Genomic DNA, 17,690 nt, shown 5'->3' with positions numbered 1-17,690 from the left:
AGGTCAAGCACCGCACGGAGGTACGCTAGCGGACGGAAACAAGTCCCTCTAGACGACGTTTGGTCTGCGGAAGTCAGGAGGAGCCGTGGCACACGATGAACAGATAGTGGCGATCGCCGGCGCGCTTGAACGCCGGCAGGCTATGTTGTTCGTTGGCGCAGGCATATCGATGAATGTCGGCTTACCGTCGTGGACCTGCCTGATTGACCACATGTTGATGGATCTAGGCCTGCCTTCGTCGTTCGCCGTCGCGAACGGCACGACCTACCAGGAGATCGCCGAATATTACCGCCTGAAGCACGGCTCATTGTCTCAGTTGGTCGACTGGATGAAGCGCGAGTGGCAGATTTCGCCGGCGCAACTGAAAAACTCGGAGTTGCATCGGCTGATCGTGGAACTGGACTTTCCTCTCGTCTACACGACGAATTACGATTCAAATCTCGAGATGTCCTATGAAACATTCGGGCGGCCATTCACCCGGATCACGAGCGCGAAAGACATGGCCATGGCGCCGGCCGGCAAAACTCAGATTGTCAAATATCACGGCGATTTCTCCGATCCTGACACGCTGGTGCTGACCGAGTCGGACTACTTCGACCGCCTGTCATTTGGTGCCCCCTTGGACATCAAATTCAGGAGTGATGCCTTCGCCTCGACATTGCTGTTCATCGGCTACAGCATGTCAGATCTGAATATTCGCTTTTTGCTCCATCATCTGTGGTCAACGTGGCGTCGAACAGGGCTGGACCGACACCGGCCGCCGCTATTTCTCTTCATGCACGAGCCAAGCGAAGTCCAGGTGCACGTCCTCAAGAGGTGGGGCGTCACCGTCCTCAGCGGCGACGGCGAGAATTCAGGTCACTCCCTCGCTCAGTTCCTCGGACGTCTGCTTGAACGACGAAATCCGGACGACTGCCGCTAAGTGTCAGGATCTCCGGCTCGCAAAATGCCGGCTTGCCACTTCTCCATCGGCACTGCTGGCGCGTCTTGCTTATTATGGAATTTTGCGGCGGCGAGCACGAGGGCAATATCCCCATTCAATACCCAGCGCTTTTGAAAATCATAGGGGCGGCGGCCGCTACCACCGTATGAGGCATCTTCACTGGACCACGAGAGATGCCATTGGTGAGCCTCTGGTGGAGCAAAAAGCGGATCCGGCAGACTGTCTATCGCGAGATCGTTGCCGAAGTTGATCAGCAATAGTCTCTCGTCAGAGGGTTCCTCGGCGAAGAATCGCAGGAGAAAGGCGGTGCTGGACAAGATACTGCCGTCCATTTCGCCGTCACGGGCGCAGGCCTGGCGAGAAAAGGCCTTATCTGTCTGACGCAGATTCAGCAGGTCGCGATGAAGCTGAACGACTCCCGCGTTCCTGTCCCATTCGGCCCAATCAAGCTTCACCTTGTCGAACGTCGCGCGAGCACATGGATCCGCCATGTGTCTAAGCAGTTCTTCATCCCTCAGGTTCGGGAATTGGCTTATAAAACTGCGCCGTCCCTGCCGTACCACGTCGGCGATTTCTCCCTCGTGATCTGCGAAATAATAGAACGGGGAAGAGGAACCAAACTCCTGCCCCTGAAAGAGCATGGGCGTCTGCGGCCCCAGTAAATGGAGCGCCGTCAGGGCTCGAAGGCGAGCCGGCGATGTTATGTGGCCGATCCTGGTTCCTGTGCCGGAGTTGGCGATCTGATCGTGATTTTGGAGAAAGTGGACAAAATTCCACGGCTTGAGGTCGAACCCCGCAGTGCCCCGTGGCTTGTCCTGCCAATCGTATCTTTGTCCCTGAAACAGGCAGCCATATTTGGCGGCAGAAACGAGTTCCTGAGCCGTACCGCGATGATCATGATAATAGGCTTCATTGCGGCCCGTCAGCGCGACTGTCGCGGAGCGGTGGAAATCCTCATTCCACAAGGCGTCCAGCCCATGCCCTCCCACCTTAGCCGGTCGCGCCATGTCGGTTTGTTGCGGCTCATTTTCGCTGACGAGATAGATTTGACGCTGTCTCGTTGCTGCGCGAGCTTCCCTGGCAATGACCGTGACGATGTGTTCGCGGCTTGAGTCGAACAAGGCCTGCGTTGCATCGATGCGCAATCCGTCAAAATGAAATTCGTCGATCCAGTAGGTCGCGTTCTTTGCGATATATTCGCGGACGCCACGGCAGTTCGGACCATCGAAATTGATCGACTTGCCCCATTCGTTCGAGTAACGCTCGGTGAAATAGTCTGGTGTAAATTCGCAAAAACGCTCGCCTTTGCCGAAGTGATTGTAGACCACGTCGAGGATCACACCAATGCCGATCCGGTGGGCTTCGTCGATGAAGGCGCGCACGTCATCAGGCAGTCCATAGAGCCGGGTCGGAGCATAGAGCAACGTGCCGTCGTAACCCCAGCCGAACTCGCCTTCAAACTCGTTGATCGGCATTACCTCCAGGCAGGTGATGCCAATCGCCCGCAGTTTAGCCAGCTTTTCCCGGGCTGCCGCAAAGGTACCCTCCCTCGTGAAGGTGCCGATATGCATCTCATAGACAACAGCTCCGAAGGCTTGGATCCCTTGCCAATCGTGATCATTCCACTGATACCGCGCCGGATCGACGACAGCTGATGGCCCCGATAGACCCTCCGGCTGAAAACGCGAGGCAGGATCGGCAAGGAGATCATCCGTGTCGCCAAAGTGAAACTGATATCGCGTCCCTTCACTCAAGCCCGGCAGATTGAGGCAGAAGTAGCCGTCGTCTTCCGCGTTCATCTCGTATTCGGAATTTCCCCCGATCACGAGGAAACAGCGCTCTCTGGCAGGGGCCCAGAGTCGGAACGAAACGCCGCCGGCATCAACCTCGGCTCCGATCGGAAGGCGTCGGCTCGATCTGGGAGGCATCTGTTTCGATTTTTCGCTGCTTGAGTGGTCGTGCATGGCTCTCTCGCGGAGATCGCCTGCGCTAACTTCGGCAGCCTCGTGTTGTTCCCGCCGCCGGGTCGCCCATCAAGCCCGAAATCCGGATTTGCAATCTAGCGTTACGCCGCGGACGAGCTGGTCCGCGGCGTAACGAAGCGTCACTCCGCCGCTTGGCGCGCCATCGGGTTGTTCGGGTGGGTCGTCCAGTTGGCATAGTTCGGATCGACGGTGCGGCCGGTACGCCTGTCGAGAGTGCCGGCGGCAAGCGGTTCCATGGTGATGCAGTTCTCGACCGGACAGACGTTGACACAGAGATTGCAGCCGACGCATTCCTCTTCGATCACCTCGAAATGGCGCAGGCCGTTGACGACGTTGGTGATCGCCTGGTGCGAAGTGTCCTCGCAGGCGATGTGGCAGCGGCCGCATTTAATGCAGGCGTCCTGATCGATCTTCGCCTTGGCGACATAGTTGAGGTTCAGATACTGCCAGTCGGTGACGTTGGGCACGGCGCGGCCGGTAATGTCGTCGAGGGTCTTGTGGCCCTTTTCATCCATCCAGTCGGAAAGGCCAGTGATCATCTCCTGCACGATCTTGAAGCCGTAGGTCATCGCCGCGGTGCAGACCTGTACGTTGCCGGCGCCGAGAACGAGGAATTCGGCCGCGTCCCGCCAGGTGGTGATGCCGCCAATGCCGGAGATTGGCAGGCCGTAGGTTTCCGGATCACGGGCGATCTCGGCCACCATGTTGAGCGCGATCGGCTTGACCGCCGGGCCGCAATAGCCGCCATGGCTGCCCTTGCCGCCGACCGTCGGGTTGGGGGCGAAGTTGTCGAGATCTACGGAGACGATCGAATTGATCGTGTTGATCAGCGACACGGCATCGGTGCCGCCGGCCTTGGCCGCCCGCGCAGGACGGCGGATATCGGTGATATTGGGCGTCAGCTTGGTGATGACTGGCATACGCGTGTACTGCTTGCACCAGCGCACGACCATCTCGATATATTCCGGCACCTGGCCGACGGCCGAGCCCATGCCGCGCTCCGACATGCCGTGCGGACAGCCGAAATTGAGTTCGATGCCGTCGGCACCGGTCTCTTCGACGAGAGGCAGGATTGCCTTCCAGGCCTGTTCCTCACAGGGCACCATGATCGAGGCGATCAGCGCCCGGTCCGGCCAGTTCATCTTCACCTGCTTCATTTCACGCAGGTTGGTGTAGAGGTCGCGGTCGGTAATGAGCTCGATGTTGTTCAGGCCGAGCAGGCGGCGGTCGGCGCCAAAGATTGCGCCGTAGCGCGGCCCGTTGACGTTGACAACCGGCGGGCCTTCCTCGCCGAGCGTCTTCCAGACCACGCCGCCCCAGCCGGCCTTGAAGGCGCGCTCGACGTTGTAGGCCTTGTCGGTCGGCGGCGCCGATGCCAGCCAGAACGGGTTCGGGGATTTGATGCCGACGAAATTATTGCGGAGATCAGCCATTGTTCATTCTCCCCTTCAAGCAACCGCGACAGCCGGAGCAGCGGCTGCGGTGAGGGCGCGATGGATGGATTCAGCCGCGTCGCGGCCGTGGGCAACGGCGGAAACCGTGAGGTCCTCGCCGCCGAAGACGCAGTCGCCGCCGGCCCAGACGCCGTCGAGCGAGGTATGGCCTTCAGTGTCGACGGCGATGCGGCCGGATTCCATGCGCAGCGAGCCGAGACCGGAGGCCTCGAAGGTCTGGCCGATCGCCTTGAAGATCTGGTCGGCGGCGATCACACCCGTTTCACCGGTGCCGACGAGGCGGCCTTCGACGAGTTTGGTGTATTCCACTTCGATCGCAGCGACCTTGCCGTCCTGCGACAGGATCGATTTCGGCGCCAGCCAGTGGCGGATGATGACGCCTTTGGAACTGGCCAGATCCTGCTCGTATTCGGAGGCGTTCATGTGCTCCTTGCCGCGGCGGTAGCAGATCGTCACCTCCTCGGCGCCGAGGAGCTTTGCCTGCACGGCGGCGTCGATTGCCGTCATGCCGCCGCCAAGCACGACGACGCGGCGGCCGATGGCGATGTCACTCTTGTCTTCAGCTTGGCGCAACGCCGCGATGAAATCGACGGCATCGTCGACGCCCGCAAGGTTTTCGCCCTCGATGCGCAACGCATTGACACCGGCAAGGCCGATGCCGAGGAAGACGGCGTCATATTGCGCCTGCAGATCGGAAAGCGAAAAATCGCGGCCGAGAAGGGCGCCATGGCGCACCTCGATGCCGCCGATCGAGAGGATGTATTCGACTTCCTGCTGGGCGAAATCGTCGACCGTCTTATAGGTGGCGATGCCGTATTCGTTGAGGCCGCCGGATTTTTCCCTTGCGTCGTAAATCGTGACGGAATGGCCCTTCACGGCCAGGCGATGGGCAGCGGCAAGGCCTGCCGGGCCTGCGCCGACGACGGCAATCCTCTTTCCCGACGGTTCGGCTCTGACATAGAACTGCTTGCCGGCCTGCATCGCGGCATCGGTGGCATAACGCTGCAGGCGGCCGATCTCGACGGGACGCTCTTCGGCCGTATTGCGCACACAGGCCTGTTCGCAAAGCTCTTCGGTGGGACAGACGCGGGCGCACATGCCGCCAAGAATGTTCTGATCGAAGATCGTCTTTGCCGACCCGAGCGGATTGCCGGTCGAAATCTGGCGGATGAAGAGCGGAATGTCGATCGAGGTGGGACAGGCCGTCATGCACGGCGCGTCATAGCAGAAATAACAGCGATCGGCGGCGACCAGCGCTTCATGATTGTCGAGGCGCGGATGCAGATCGGAAAAATTAGCCTCATACTCAGCGGACGAAAGCCGGCCGGCATGAATCCCAGTTTCCAGTCGTTCCATTGAAGTTCCCTCATTATTGGTAAACGGCCTGTGAGCGAAGGGTAACTCAGGTTTAAAAATTTATCAAACGGTAAAATTTTTTGAAGATCCGGAAAATCGACGAGGCTAAGCCTGTATTTTTGTTAGCGTAATTCGTGCGATGTGCAGCAATGGAATGCCTGACGGGGGAGCGACGGGGGAGCATCCGAAAAAAGATCCAAAAAAGCTGACTTTTTTTCGGATGGAAGGGAACCAAAGTTTGCGCTCGCCGTTATTGCGGTATCCGGATGGTGATCGCATCGACCCAACATGCGCGCCCCCAACCCACTATCCGGACGTACTCACGGTCCCCTCCCGGTGAGTGAAGACAGCCGGTGCGCCGCCCTCGCACCGGCTGTTTTTCCGTTGTTAGCGGTGTCAGACTTCACACACGCTTGAAGATTTCGAATTCGGTTTCCGGAATGGTAAGACGATATTCGATGCGGCCGGGCACGAGGTTCAATTCCGCTTTGCCGTTGACCGACGAGGGCACGACACGCTCCAATACGGTGCGGCCGAAGCTGTTCTCGCTGAATTCATGGACTTCAGACTGATCCTGCAGCACTTCGTTCCAGGTGATCTCGATGGCCTTCCTGTCGTTGATCCCGGCCTCGCGGCAGTTCAACGTGATGGAGGCGGCGCCGCCCGATATCGCGCCGTAGGAGGCGGAATTGACGATCAGTTCGTGCAGCGCAAGGCCGAGATGCACGGCGGCATTCGGCGTCAGATGGGCGTTGATGCCGTAGATTGGCATGGAGCCTGATGTCTCAGGCCAGTAAGGAGCGAACTGTTTTTCCGCAAGTTCAAAGAGATAGGCGCCGCGCCAGCTCGAATCCGTGACCAGGTCCTGGGAATTGGAAAGCGATTGCAGCCTGCCGCGGAACTTCAGGAGGAAGCTGTCGAGAGAAAGCGTATTGCGCGCCGTTTGCGTCGCAATGCCCTGGATGATGGCAAGGAGGTTCTTCGAGCGGTGCGAAAGCTCGCGCAGCAGCGATTTCAGCACTTTTTCACGATGCCGGGTTTCGGTGACTTCCGTCATGACGGACAGCAGTCCCAGCGTGCCGCGTTCGCCGGTGCGTTGGATTTTCAATTCATAGGTTCGCATTTCGCCGTCGACATCGATCTCGACCTCGGCATTGTTGGGAATGCCGGTCTCCAGCACCTTGCGTTTCAGCGCCGTCAGATATTGCCCATGGACCTCGCCGAACAGGGCGGCATCGCTGCCGCCGGGCATAAAAAGCGCGGCGAAATGCGGCGGCAGATTTTCGGCGTAGAAGATCAAAAGCCGGGCGTCCTGGCAAAGGATTGAAATCCCGGCGCTGCCGAGCGCCCGCTCCATCATTGCGGCTTTGCCTTCGAAAGTGAAAGGCGTGCCCGACAATGGTTCAGTCGTATTCACTCGGCCGCCTTTCCTTGTGACATCTCGAACGTCGCCGAAGGGAGCGCCCTTCCCGAAACTGCCTGCCAACTCTAGAACAAAGCGCTGCAAAAACCGTTAAAGCCTTCGGGGCATCCCGGTTGCACCGGAACGCCTGTTTCGGCGATTGGTTCCGAAGGCCGGCAAATTGCGGCTCAGGCGGCTACCTTGGTCGATTCATTGAAGAAAAGCGCTTGGCTGATCAGTGCTTTGACCATGTCGGGATTGAACGGCTTAGTGACGAGGAAAGTGGGTTCGGGGCGCTCGCCCGTCAAAAGCCGTTCCGGGAACGCGGTGATGAAGATCACCGGCACGCTCGACGTCTTGAGGATGTCGTTGACCGCGTCAATACCGGAACTGCCATCAGCAAGCTGGATGTCGGCAAGCACCATGCTCGGCTTTGTCTTGTTGTAGAGCGCGACGGCTTCAGCATGCGTACGGGCAATGCCGGTGACGCGATGGCCGAGGCTTTCAACCATCTGCTCTATATCCATGGCGATGAGCGGTTCGTCCTCGATGATCATGATGTCGGTTGCGACCTGACGGGAGATCTCCTGCGAGGCCTTGTCGAGCAGGTGCATGACATCCTGTTCGTCGAGTTCGAGAATTTCTGCGATCTCAGCAACGCGGAAATTCTCCACCGAAGCGAGAAGGAAGGCCTGACGAGCGCCCGGTGAAACCTTCGACAGGTTGAGCGTGGCGCGCTGTTCCCATGCGTAAGGCGAGGTTGGCTCCGGAATCTGAACTGCGGTGGAACCAAACAGTTGGGTGAACAGTTTGTAAAGTGCGACCCGGTCATTTGCCGTATCAGGGAAAATCGACAGGTCGGCTATAATAGCTTCGAGAACGGCAGCGACATAAGCGTCGCCTGAAGTCTGGGTGCCGGTAAGGGCGCGGGAATAGCGACGCAGATAAGGAAGGTGCGGCGCAATTCGAGTAGAAAGTGTCATCAATGGCTCCCGTATGCAGGCCGGTCGTAGGTTCAATGAGCAATTAACGTTGCCTTGATAAAAAAGTTCCGGAACGGGAGGAACTTTTTTTGTCGCGCTGCATTATTCCAGCCGACAAAGGAAGGGCGTAGCATTTTGACCCATGCCGCGGCAAACATCAGCGACATCGATAGTGCAACGGTCAGTATCGATGGTTGATTTCGTGATTACCATGCACGCCTCTGGAACGGATAAACGGCGAGAAGACGAATTGATGACGACACGCAAGAAGGATGCAGCCGATCAGCGAAAGCTGGAGCTGCGGGCAAGCGATATCCTGGACCCGAACAATCAGATCGGTGTCAAATTGCGGTCGCTTTATGCGGCCGCACAGGATGAGGCGATCCCGGATCGTTTTCTCGATCTTCTCGAAAAGCTCGACCATGCCGAGATGATGGCTTCCGCCAAGATGGCCGAATAGGATCGTCGCATGGAAGAAAAAGTGCAACCCAGCTTCAAGCGGGAATTGCTGGCGGCCCTCCCTAGCCTTCGCGCCTTTGCTATTTCGCTGATAGGCCGGCACGACCGCGCCGATGATCTCGTTCAAGACACCATCATGAAGGCCTGGGCCAAGCAGGATCATTTCGAGATGGGCACCAATATGAAGGCCTGGCTCTTCACGATCCTGCGCAACGAGCTGTACAGCCAGATGCGCAAGAGTGGCCGCGAGGTGCAGGACAGCGACGGTCTGTTCACGGAATCGATGGCGATGCATCCCTCCCAATACGGCGCGCTCGATCTGCAGGACTTCAAGAAGGCGCTCGACCAGTTGCCGCCGGACCAGCGCGAAGCGATCATCCTCGTCGGCGCTTCGGGCTTTTCTTACGAGGAAGCCGCCGAAATCTGCGGCTGCGCCGTCGGCACCATCAAGAGCCGCGTCAACCGCGCTCGCCAGCGGCTGCAAGAACTGCTGCAAATATCGGGCGAGGCTGATTTCGGCCCCGACGCGACATCTGCGCCGCTGACGTCGAAGGCGTTTGCTTTCTGAGACGGATTATATTGGGGAGGAGGGCACTGCTTCTCCTCCGGCAGCTACCGGCCGCTCCTGTCTTGCAGTCGGATTAGACCGGCCTCGGTCGAGCAGAAACCGCAGGCACGGTAGAAGCCCGCCAGATTTGTCTCGAAATCGACATGCAGCCACTCTGCCCTGCGCTCTCGCGCCACCCGTACCGCCTCCTGCACCAGCGCCGTGCCGATGCCCTGCCGCCGCATATGGTGATGCACACAAGTGTCGAGGATGAAGGCATGGATGCCACCATCCCAGGCGACATTGACGAAGCCGATCAGCCGGCCCTCGTGATAGGCGCCGATATGGGCAAGGCTACGCGGCAGGATGCAGGCAAAATCCGGCGGCCGTGTTGTGTCCCAGCCGCTGGCCCAAAGTACGGCGAGCTCCTCATTTGAGGGGTAGGGGTCGATGCGGAGTTCTGGCATGGAGCGGTTTCCAAGTCCGGCGATTGGCAGCCGCCGAGATCGTCAGCGGATCGATGAGGAGCAGCCGACTCGTCAGTGCGAAGCCGATGAGTGCGACAGGGGTGGCACCGCAAGGACGTGGCGCATAAAAATCGCCGACCAGTCGACTCTCAGCCCCTTCGGCTGGCACTTCTCCGCGTCGGGGGCGAAGGGGAGATGCCGCGACCTCGTCAATTCCCCATCACGTTGCGCATGGCTCAACCATCAATCGTCGCGCTTCGAACCCACCAGATTCGCCGCCACGATGGCCGCCAACACGCCGGCCGTCAGGAGCGGTTGGGCGCGGACGAGGCCGAGGCCGACCGTCGCCAGCGATTCCAGCGCCGCGCGGCGTTCACGGGCCCGGCGTTTCTCCTGGGCGTTGATCACCGCCATCACTACCAATGCTATAATGGCGATTAATAGCGCACAAGCGGCGAGGAAAAGGGCCGCGCCAATCGGGCCATAAATGCCGGCAAGCCAGATGGTGCCAGCTGTGACTGCCAGAGCATAGGCGGTGAGAAGGAAGAGTAGGGCGAGCGCGATGAAGATGCTGTTGCGTTTGGCGCGCGCGATTGTCCGATGCACGCTTGCGCCCGTCAGCAGGCTGAGGATCGAGAGCATCGCGTTTCCTCAGCGACGCGCGAGGAAGGCGATGGCCAAGCCGAAAGCGGCAGCGGCGCCGATGGTTGCCAGGGGATGTTTGCGCACTGTCTCGCGCATTTCGGTCGCGCCGCGTTCGTAGCCGTGCTGAAGCTCACGCAGCAGATCCTCGCTGCGGCCGAGCAGATCCTCAAAGCCGGCGGTGGCCTGGCTGCGAATCTTCTCGCTCTGATGGCGTGAGTTCTTGCCGACGAGGCGCGTCAGTTCGGCGAGCTCGTCGCGCAATGCCTCGATCTGTTCTTCGATGCCGGATTCGAGGTTATGGAAGGTGCCATTGCGGCGGCTGCGGCCGGAGTGGAAGAGGGAATAGGTCATGGCTGTCTCCATTGGCTGGGGCGCGCACAAGCCCGCCTGTTTCGCACCAGGGTCACCACCGTCCGTTGCATGAATGATGTCGCCCGGCATTGACCCAGATCAATGCCGACAACGTGTTGCGGGGGCAAAAGTTCCGCCCGCGCAGGCTCAGAAACGGGAAAGGGCGCTGTGGGCGAGCACGAAAGCCGTGCCATCGGCAGGCACCTGGTTGATCCTGAGTGCACAACCGAACACCGACAGCATCGTCTCGTCGGTCAGCACCTCCTTGACGTTTCCGGCGGCGGCGAGGCGGCCGGATTTCATCAGCACGAGCCGGTCGGCAAAGAGGGCGGTCAGGTTGAGGTCGTGCATGACGGCGATGACGCCGCCGCCGCGTTCGCAGAAATTGCGGGCAAGCGCCATGATGGCCAGCTGATGGCTGATGTCGAGGCTCGAGACCGGCTCATCGAGCAGCAGCCAGCAGGGCTCGCCGTCGACAACGGGCTCGGCGATCTGGCAGAGGACGCGGGCCAGCTGCACGCGCTGCTGCTCGCCGCCTGAGAGTTCCTGGTAGAAACGGCCTTCGAAGCCGACGAGGTCGACCGAGGCAAGGGCGGCAGCCGCCGTCTGATCGGCCTTGTCGGGATGCAGGTTCAGGCCGGAGGTCAGGCCCATGCGGACGATTTCGCGCACGGTGAAAGGAAAGGCAATGGTGCTTGCCTGCGGCAGCACGCCGCGAATGGCGGCAAGCTGCCAGGGTTTCAGGCCCTTCACCTCGTCGCCGCCGATGCGCACGGAACCGTTATAGGCGAGTTCGCCTGAAATCGCCTTCATCGTCGTCGTTTTGCCGGAGCCGTTCGGTCCGGCGATCGCCGTCAGTTCTCCGGCTTTTGCGGTGAAGGAGACGTCGCTGACGATGGCTTTGCCGGAAAGGCGCACCGAGACGCCGGAAACTTCGATCATTTCAGTCGCTCACAGGGCAACGCGCGAACGCTGCTTCAGCAGAATCCACAGGAAGAACGGCCCGCCGACCGCGGCGGTGATGATGCCAATCGGCAGTTCGGCCGGGGCAACCAGCGTGCGGGCGAGAACGTCTGCGAAGATTAGCAGCGAGCCGCCGAGAAGAGCTGCGGCCGGCAGCAGGAAACGATGATCCGGGCCGATCGCCATGCGCAGGATATGCGGCACGACGATGCCGACGAAGCCGATGCCGCCACTGACGGCGACGGAAGCGCCGGTCGCAGCGGCGACGCCGACGATCGCCACATTCTTCAGCCGCTGCACCGGTACGCCCATATGAAAGGCGGCGGCCTCGCCGAGCGTGATGGCATTGAGCCCGCGAGCCATGAAGGGCAAGGCGGTGAAGGAAAGAAGAATGATCGGGCCGGCGGCGGCGATCTTCGTCCATGTGGCACCGGCAAGCGAACCCATGCTCCAGAAGGTCAGGTCGCGCAGCTGCTGGTCGTTCGCCATGTAGATCAGCAGGCCGGTCAGCGCCAGGGCGAGCGCGCCCAGCGCGATACCAGCAAGCAGCATCGTTGCCACCGAGGTCTGGCCTTGGCGGGTGGCGATCCTGTAGAGCAGCAGCGTCGTGGCGAGGCCGCCGCCGAAGGCGGCCGCCGGCAGAGCGTAGATGCCGAAAATTGCTACGAGCGGGGCCGCGAGACCGCCGCCAAGCACGATGATGGCGACCGCGCCGAAGCTTGCGCCGGAGGAGACGCCGACGAGGCCGGGATCGGCCAGCGGATTGCGGAAGAGGCCCTGCATCAGCGTGCCTGAAACGGCCAGCGAGGCGCCGATCAGGAAGCCGAGGATCGCCCTCGGCAGGCGGATGTCGAAGATGATTATTCGATCGCGGGCGCTGAGCGCGGTCTCCGTGCCCGTCATGTTGCGGATCACGTCGAGGATCGATGCATCCGAAGCGCCGGTGGTCACCGAAAACAGCATCGAGAAGACCGAGCCGGCGGCAAGCACGGTGATTGCTAGCAGGGCGAGCCGCGTCCGGTCGCCTGTCTGCCCGATATCACGCATCTCTTCCATCCGGAATGGTCGCCTTCGCCGCGTCATGGCTTGCGACAGAGCCATGATCAGCCCCCGTAGATCGCCGCATTGAGGTCACGCACCGCGCTCGCCGTACGCGGGCCGAAGCCGAGCAGGTAGACGCCGTCCATCCGGATGATTGCCTTCTTCTCTCCGGCCGGCGTCAACGCGATTGCCGGCTGCGCCAGCAGGTCTTCGTTCTTAGTGCCGGCGCCGTCGCCGCGGTTCATCATCAGGATGATGTCGGGCTTGGCTTCGATGATCGCCTCGTCGGTCAGCGGCTTATAGCCGGGGAATGCGCCGACGGCGTTGACGGCCCCGGCAAGCTGGATGACGCCATCGGCCGCCGTGCCGGTGCCCGATGCCATGATCCGGCCGTTCTGGGCGCTGAGGATGAAGAGAACGCGCTTGCGCTCCGTCTCCGGGCGCCTTTCGGCATCGGCGATCGCTGCGTCGAGATCGGCCGCGACCTTTTCTTCGAGCGTCTTTGCCTTGTCAGGCACGCCGAGCAGCGTGCCGACGCGGTCGATCTTGGCGATGATGCCGTCGCGGGTAAAGGCGTTCGGCACCATCTCGAAGGGAACGCTGGCATTCTTCAGCACCGCAAGCGCCTCCGGCGGACCGGAGCCTTCGACGGCGATGATCGCCGTCGGGTTCATCGCAAGGATGCCTTCCGGCGAGAGTGCCCGCATGTAACCGACATTCGGGAGCTTCAGCGCCGCCTCCGGATAGAGGCTCGTCGTGTCGCGGGCGATCAGCCGGCCTTCCTCGCCGAGGGCGTAGACGATCTCAGTGACGTCGCCGCCGACCGAAACGAGGCGCGACGTATCGAGCTTCCTTTCCTCGGCGTGAGCGGTGCGGATGAGAGAGAAGTGCTTGCCGGCCGGCGCTGTCAGGATCAGCGGCAGCGCCATGACAACAGCCGTCAAGGCCAGTTCCCATAGACGAATCCGGCGCAGATTGTTACGCATCGTCATCGCTGTGATCCTTATGCGGCGACACTGGCAGCTCGCGGCAGGTTTTCCATGATCTCGCGCCATTCGGCGCGTTCGTCGGAGCCTTCTTTCCGCTTGCCGAAGAATTGGATGATCATCTCGCCGTCGGCATCGTAGGCTTCCAGCGAGGTGACGTGGCCGTCCTTGGTCGGCTTGCGCACCGCCCAGGTCTCGGCGATGTGATCCTGGCGCAGATGCAGGTGGAAGGTCGGGTCCATGATGTTGATCCACGGACCCATCGCCTGCACGTTGAAAATCGGGCCGGAATGGATCTGGACGATGCCGCTATTGGCGACGAAACACATGATCGGCAGGCCCGATTTCACCGAAGCATGCATCATTCCCGCCGTCGCAGTGTTGTCGAGCTGCCAGGCATAGTCGTCGCCGACGGTGCGTACAGCCGCCTGGCGGCCGATCTTCAGGCGCTTCAGCATGCCGAAGAATTCGTGGGTATCGGTGAGCTTGCTCCAATTGTCGCGCAGCTCGTCGCGGCTGACATCGGCGGTCTCATTGGCGGCATTCGAGATCTCGGCCTCGACGAATTCCTGCGACTGATCCTCGAGTCTCAGCTCGGCGACGATCGCGTGATAGGCCTCGATATTGGAATTCGGACGCAGATGCACCTTGTGCACGGCGTTGCCCGCCTTGTCGAAATATTGCAGGCTGAGACGCTCCTGTTCGCCATCCTTCTTGGAGACGGCAAAGCCATGCTCCCAGCGGTTGGGGAAGATGCGCAGGTCGATGTTCTCGCCGAGGACGATCGCGGCCTGGGCGCCGCTCTTGATGTTTTCGAAGACGCCGATCTTTTCGTGCACGGCGCTTTCGTTGCGCGACAGCGCCATCACTTCGCCGAGGCGTTCCACGCGCTCGAGAAGCTTCAATGCGCTGCCATCGATGCGGGTGACGCTGATGCCGGTTTCGGCGGCGACGAGGGCTGCCTCGGAAATCTTCAGCTGAGCGGCGATTTCGCGCTCGCGCATCTTCGGATTCTCGGCGCGAAACGCGCGGATTTCGGCTGGCGCCGGTCTTTTCTGCTCAGTCATGTCCTGCCCTATTTATTGAGAATGAGTTTGCCCTGGCGGGTAATCTTCAGGCGGTAAACCAGCCCGTCGTGTCGAATCATGATCTCGTTCGTGCCGCGGAAAAGATCCGCGCTTTCGACGATTCGGTGCTGCGCCGCCGTCTCGGAAGGCAGTGGCGCATGCTTAAAGGTATCTGGCTTTTCAACCATCATTTCGGCTGGCAATTCCGTAAGACCGGGGATCTGAAGGTCTCCGGTTGCGTTTACAATTATCTTGACTTTCTTACTCATAGTTTTTTAAAGACGCAATAGGAGACTAACGCAGTCAAGTTTTTGAGATTGCTGATATGAAGCCGTTTGCCCACGGCTCGCGACAATGCGGAGAAGATTATGACGGGTAGGTTTGCGGCCGTTGCGGCCGGCTTGATGATGGCGGCTGCTGGCGTATGCCAGGCGCAGGAGGCGGCACCCGCGGCTTCTCTGGATGTCGAACTCAATGCGCTGGCGCCCTCGCAGAAGGGCTGCATGATGACCTTCGTAGCACTGAACAAGCTGCCCGCCGCTATCAACAAGGTTTCCTTCGAGCTTGCCTTCTTCAACGACAAGAATGCCGTCGACCGCATCACGGTTCTCGACTTCCGCGATCTGCCGCAAGGCAAGAAGCGCGTGCGCCAGTTCGACATGCCGAATGTCAAATGCGAGAGCGTGACCCGAATCCTCATCAACTACACGCCGGTGTGCGACGGGCCGGTCGCCGGCGAGTGCATGAAGGCTCTCGTCACCCGCTCGCAGATCTCCGTTCCCTTCGAGGGTTAGAGCATTTCCATGCGGGGAAATGCTCTAGCTCTTTGTTTTCACGCAATTCCGGACGCAAAACCGCTCCGCAGTTTTGCTGGAATTTGCTCACGAAAACGCCGGGATGAACCCCGGCGGACATGTTCCAGGCTTTCCGAGGCGTAGAGAATGGCGATTTCAGCGAAATCCAGATCGAGACACGTGCTCATCGGGGAGGCGGACGCCGGCGGCAGCCTGAACGACAATACACCCGGTATGCACCCTGGCCACGAACTTCCCGAACTGCGCAACGCGCAGCGGCAGCCGGCCGGCGAGACGGTGTTCCACTACACGCGTTTTGCGCAGATATCCTCCTTTCCCGACCATCCGGAAACCGCGCCGGCCGCTCCCGTTTCCGCGCCGCCCTTGGATGCGGCGGTGGAGAAGCAGGAAGACGAGAAGGCGCCGGTGCGGCAGCGGGTGGCGCTGACGTGTGTTGGTTCGTTCTTCTTTCACGTCGCATTGGCCGCGGCGCTGGTCGTTGCCTTTCCGCACATCCCGGAGAAGGCGGTCGAGGAAGCTGGTGAAGCCGTAAGTGTCGTGATGTTCGGCAATTCGGATGTCGATCAGACCGCTGCCGGCAAGGCCGAGGTGACGGTACAGGAGGAGATCATTCCGGAGGCTGTCGAGCCCGATACGATCCAGCCAACGGAAACGGCAAGCCTTCAGCCGGAAACCGTTCAGCCAAGCGCGGTTTCACCTGTCGAGACGCAAGATCCGGTTCAGCAAGTTCCGGCTCCAGAGGTGACGCGCGTGTCTCCGGAAGCCGTGGCAGCTGTCGAGCCGGAAGTTCTCGTTTCGGAAGTGCCGGCGGAAACCGCCGTTGCGCAGCCGTTGTCGACGGTTGTTCCGGAGGAGCAGAAGCTTGAGGAAGTCCCTGCGGAAGTGCAGCCGTCCGAGGTGCCGCCTGTTGCGGCGGTCGAACCCGAAGAGGTGAAGCCGGTCGAAACGGCGGAGGTTCAGCCCGAGCCGGAAGCGCCGCAAGAGATTGTGACGCCGAAGCCGAAGCCAAAAGTGGCGGCTCAGGATAAACCGAAACAGGTTGAGAGGAAGCGGCCGCCGAAAAAGGCCTCTGGTTCCCAGGGCGAGGCGCAGCAGGATTCAGTACGAGGTGTTGCCGAGGGTAATTCGTCATCTCAGTCGGATCACAGTTCACGCGGCGTCAGCAACAATGATGGTGTCGGAAGTGCAGCTTTTGCCAATTACGACGGCAAGGTCCGCAGTCGCATTCGCCGTGCGGTCAGAACGCCACGTGGTGTCGAGGGAACCGTGGTTGTCTCGTTTTCGGTGAATGGAAGCGGAGGCCTGACCTCCGTTCGCGTGGTGAACGGATCTGGCGTTGCCGAAATCGATCAACTTGCCGTCAATGCTATCAGGCGGGCCGCGCCATTTGGCCCAACGCCCGGTGGAAATGGAAGGAATTTCAACTCGCTTGTGATCGAGGTTCAATAATATGATAAAATCATTCAACTTTATACTTTACTCCAAAAATCAAGTTTAATAAGGTCCGTTCGCACACGCATGAATCGTGTGACGATCAACGAGCGAACGGGTGGGATATGGCTCGCAAGGGCAAGAAGGGATCGAACCGGGAAGTCCGCGACAGCGCGGCTGAGGACGCCGGCCAGGCATCCCACGGACGATCCAAACTGGATGGCCGCAGTTTCCTCTATGTCGGCGGTCGTGACTGCCAGGTGGCGCATCTTCGCCAGATCGCCAGCAATTTCGGCGCCGAGCTCATCCATCATGATGGCGGCTTGCGTGAGGCGGTTTCCCGCATCGACACGCTGCTTCCCTCGGTCGACTGCGTCTTCTGCCCGATCGACTGTATCAGCCACGATGCCTGCCTGCGCGTGAAGACCGGCTGCAAGAAGTTCAGCAAGGCCTTCATCCCGCTTCGCAATGGCAGCAAGTCCAGCCTGGAGCGTGCGCTGCAGACGATGAACGAACGAGACAACTCCCGATGAACGACCAGCGCCGCGATGGCTTCACCATGATCGGTCTGCACAAGCTCGCCGCGCAGAGCGGCGACGGCCTCGTGCCCGAGCTCTACGAACTTTTCCTGCTGCATGCCGAACGCCAGCAGTTCCATCAGAACGTAACGCTGTTCCCGACCTGGGAGGCGCGTATGCCCGGGGAAGCCGCGACAAAGCCGGTTGGCACGGCGGCGGCAAACGGCAATAATATTCTCGCCTTTCCCGCGCGCGTGGCCAGGAAGGCGTAAGGAGA

Annotated in this window: 20 protein-coding genes; 7 read left to right on the top strand and 13 right to left on the bottom strand. The window is 60.4% G+C overall.

Annotated features, from left to right (window positions below):
- Positions 1-85: 85 nt before the first annotated feature.
- On the top strand, positions 86-922 hold the full coding sequence (locus J0663_RS04120) for an SIR2 family protein (RefSeq protein WP_246590367.1): 837 nt from the start codon (positions 86-88) through the stop codon (positions 920-922).
- On the opposite strand, the gene treZ is transcribed toward J0663_RS04120, so the two are convergent.
- From treZ to J0663_RS04095, 5 genes are all read right to left on the bottom strand, one after another.
- Positions 919-2,871: a malto-oligosyltrehalose trehalohydrolase gene (gene treZ, locus J0663_RS04115; RefSeq protein ID WP_246590394.1), complete on the bottom strand. Its 1,953-nt coding sequence runs from the start codon at positions 2,869-2,871 to the stop codon at positions 919-921. The genes J0663_RS04120 and treZ overlap by 4 nt on opposite strands.
- 176 nt (positions 2,872-3,047) lie before the next feature.
- Positions 3,048-4,361: an NAD-dependent dihydropyrimidine dehydrogenase subunit PreA gene (preA, locus tag J0663_RS04110; RefSeq protein WP_207243182.1), complete on the bottom strand. Its 1,314-nt coding sequence runs from the start codon at positions 4,359-4,361 to the stop codon at positions 3,048-3,050.
- A 15-nt stretch (positions 4,362-4,376) separates the two neighbouring features.
- A complete protein-coding gene (locus J0663_RS04105; protein WP_207243181.1) occupies positions 4,377-5,738 on the bottom strand; it encodes an NAD(P)-dependent oxidoreductase in 1,362 nt (453 codons plus the stop codon).
- 403 nt (positions 5,739-6,141) lie between these two features.
- A complete protein-coding gene (locus J0663_RS04100; RefSeq protein WP_207244423.1) occupies positions 6,142-7,137 on the bottom strand; it encodes a sensor histidine kinase in 996 nt (331 codons plus the stop codon).
- Positions 7,138-7,328: 191 nt separating this feature from the next.
- The gene (locus J0663_RS04095) at positions 7,329-8,123 is read right to left on the bottom strand and encodes a response regulator (RefSeq protein WP_207243180.1); all 795 of its coding nucleotides are present in this window, start codon (positions 8,121-8,123) and stop codon (positions 7,329-7,331) included.
- Between the two features lie 253 nt (positions 8,124-8,376).
- On the opposite strand from J0663_RS04095, the gene J0663_RS04090 reads away from it, so the two are divergent.
- Together J0663_RS04090 and J0663_RS04085 are read left to right on the top strand one after the other, a co-directional pair.
- Complete coding sequence (locus J0663_RS04090) at positions 8,377-8,583, top strand: NepR family anti-sigma factor (RefSeq protein WP_207243179.1); 207 nt, start codon at positions 8,377-8,379, stop codon at positions 8,581-8,583.
- A 9-nt stretch (positions 8,584-8,592) separates the two neighbouring features.
- Positions 8,593-9,150 carry an RNA polymerase sigma factor gene (locus J0663_RS04085; RefSeq protein ID WP_064695458.1) on the top strand — a complete coding sequence of 186 codons (558 nt, stop codon included), beginning with the start codon at positions 8,593-8,595 and terminating at the stop codon, positions 9,148-9,150.
- A gap of 44 nt (positions 9,151-9,194) precedes the next feature.
- Here J0663_RS04085 and J0663_RS04080 read toward each other — a convergent pair whose 3' ends face one another.
- The 8 genes from J0663_RS04080 to hemP form a co-directional block, all read right to left on the bottom strand.
- On the bottom strand, positions 9,195-9,596 hold the full coding sequence (locus J0663_RS04080; RefSeq protein WP_207243178.1) for a GNAT family N-acetyltransferase: 402 nt from the start codon (positions 9,594-9,596) through the stop codon (positions 9,195-9,197).
- Positions 9,597-9,839: 243 nt separating this feature from the next.
- Positions 9,840-10,238: a hypothetical protein gene (locus J0663_RS04075; protein WP_207243177.1), complete on the bottom strand. Its 399-nt coding sequence runs from the start codon at positions 10,236-10,238 to the stop codon at positions 9,840-9,842.
- A 9-nt stretch (positions 10,239-10,247) separates the two neighbouring features.
- On the bottom strand, positions 10,248-10,592 hold the full coding sequence (locus tag J0663_RS04070; protein ID WP_207243176.1) for a DUF883 family protein: 345 nt from the start codon (positions 10,590-10,592) through the stop codon (positions 10,248-10,250).
- Between the two features lie 147 nt (positions 10,593-10,739).
- Positions 10,740-11,534 (bottom strand): heme ABC transporter ATP-binding protein, encoded by a 795-nt coding sequence (locus J0663_RS04065; protein WP_207243175.1) that lies wholly within the window; start codon positions 11,532-11,534, stop codon positions 10,740-10,742.
- 9 nt (positions 11,535-11,543) lie between these two features.
- Positions 11,544-12,656, bottom strand: coding sequence for a FecCD family ABC transporter permease (locus J0663_RS04060; protein WP_207243174.1), 1,113 nt, complete (start codon positions 12,654-12,656; stop codon positions 11,544-11,546).
- Positions 12,657-12,658: 2 nt separating this feature from the next.
- A complete protein-coding gene (locus J0663_RS04055) occupies positions 12,659-13,588 on the bottom strand; it encodes a heme/hemin ABC transporter substrate-binding protein (protein WP_207243173.1) in 930 nt (309 codons plus the stop codon).
- A gap of 11 nt (positions 13,589-13,599) precedes the next feature.
- Positions 13,600-14,649: a hemin-degrading factor gene (locus tag J0663_RS04050; protein WP_207243172.1), complete on the bottom strand. Its 1,050-nt coding sequence runs from the start codon at positions 14,647-14,649 to the stop codon at positions 13,600-13,602.
- 8 nt (positions 14,650-14,657) lie between these two features.
- Positions 14,658-14,840 (bottom strand): hemin uptake protein HemP, encoded by a 183-nt coding sequence (hemP, locus tag J0663_RS04045; RefSeq protein ID WP_207244422.1) that lies wholly within the window; start codon positions 14,838-14,840, stop codon positions 14,658-14,660.
- A 177-nt stretch (positions 14,841-15,017) separates the two neighbouring features.
- Here hemP and J0663_RS04040 point away from each other — a divergent pair, with 177 nt between their 5' ends.
- The 4 genes from J0663_RS04040 to J0663_RS04025 all read left to right on the top strand — a co-directional run bounded on the left by J0663_RS04040 (position 15,018) and on the right by J0663_RS04025 (position 17,685).
- Entirely contained in the window at positions 15,018-15,443 is a 426-nt protein-coding gene (locus J0663_RS04040; RefSeq protein ID WP_207243171.1) for a hypothetical protein, read from the top strand.
- A 147-nt stretch (positions 15,444-15,590) separates the two neighbouring features.
- Positions 15,591-16,913, top strand: a complete 1,323-nt coding sequence (locus tag J0663_RS04035; RefSeq protein WP_207243170.1) for an energy transducer TonB family protein — start codon at positions 15,591-15,593, stop codon at positions 16,911-16,913.
- A gap of 107 nt (positions 16,914-17,020) precedes the next feature.
- Positions 17,021-17,428: a DUF2325 domain-containing protein gene (locus tag J0663_RS04030; RefSeq protein WP_207243169.1), complete on the top strand. Its 408-nt coding sequence runs from the start codon at positions 17,021-17,023 to the stop codon at positions 17,426-17,428.
- Positions 17,425-17,685 carry a hypothetical protein gene (locus tag J0663_RS04025; protein WP_207243168.1) on the top strand — a complete coding sequence of 87 codons (261 nt, stop codon included), beginning with the start codon at positions 17,425-17,427 and terminating at the stop codon, positions 17,683-17,685. Before J0663_RS04030 ends, J0663_RS04025 begins: the two co-directional genes overlap by 4 nt.
- Positions 17,686-17,690 lie beyond the last annotated feature (5 nt).

The sequence above is a fragment of the Rhizobium lentis genome, assembly GCF_017352135.1.
Lineage (GTDB): Bacteria > Pseudomonadota > Alphaproteobacteria > Rhizobiales > Rhizobiaceae > Rhizobium > Rhizobium lentis.
The sequence above is the reverse complement of the archived record's forward strand: the minus strand, read 5'-3'. Positions and strand labels throughout refer to the sequence as shown.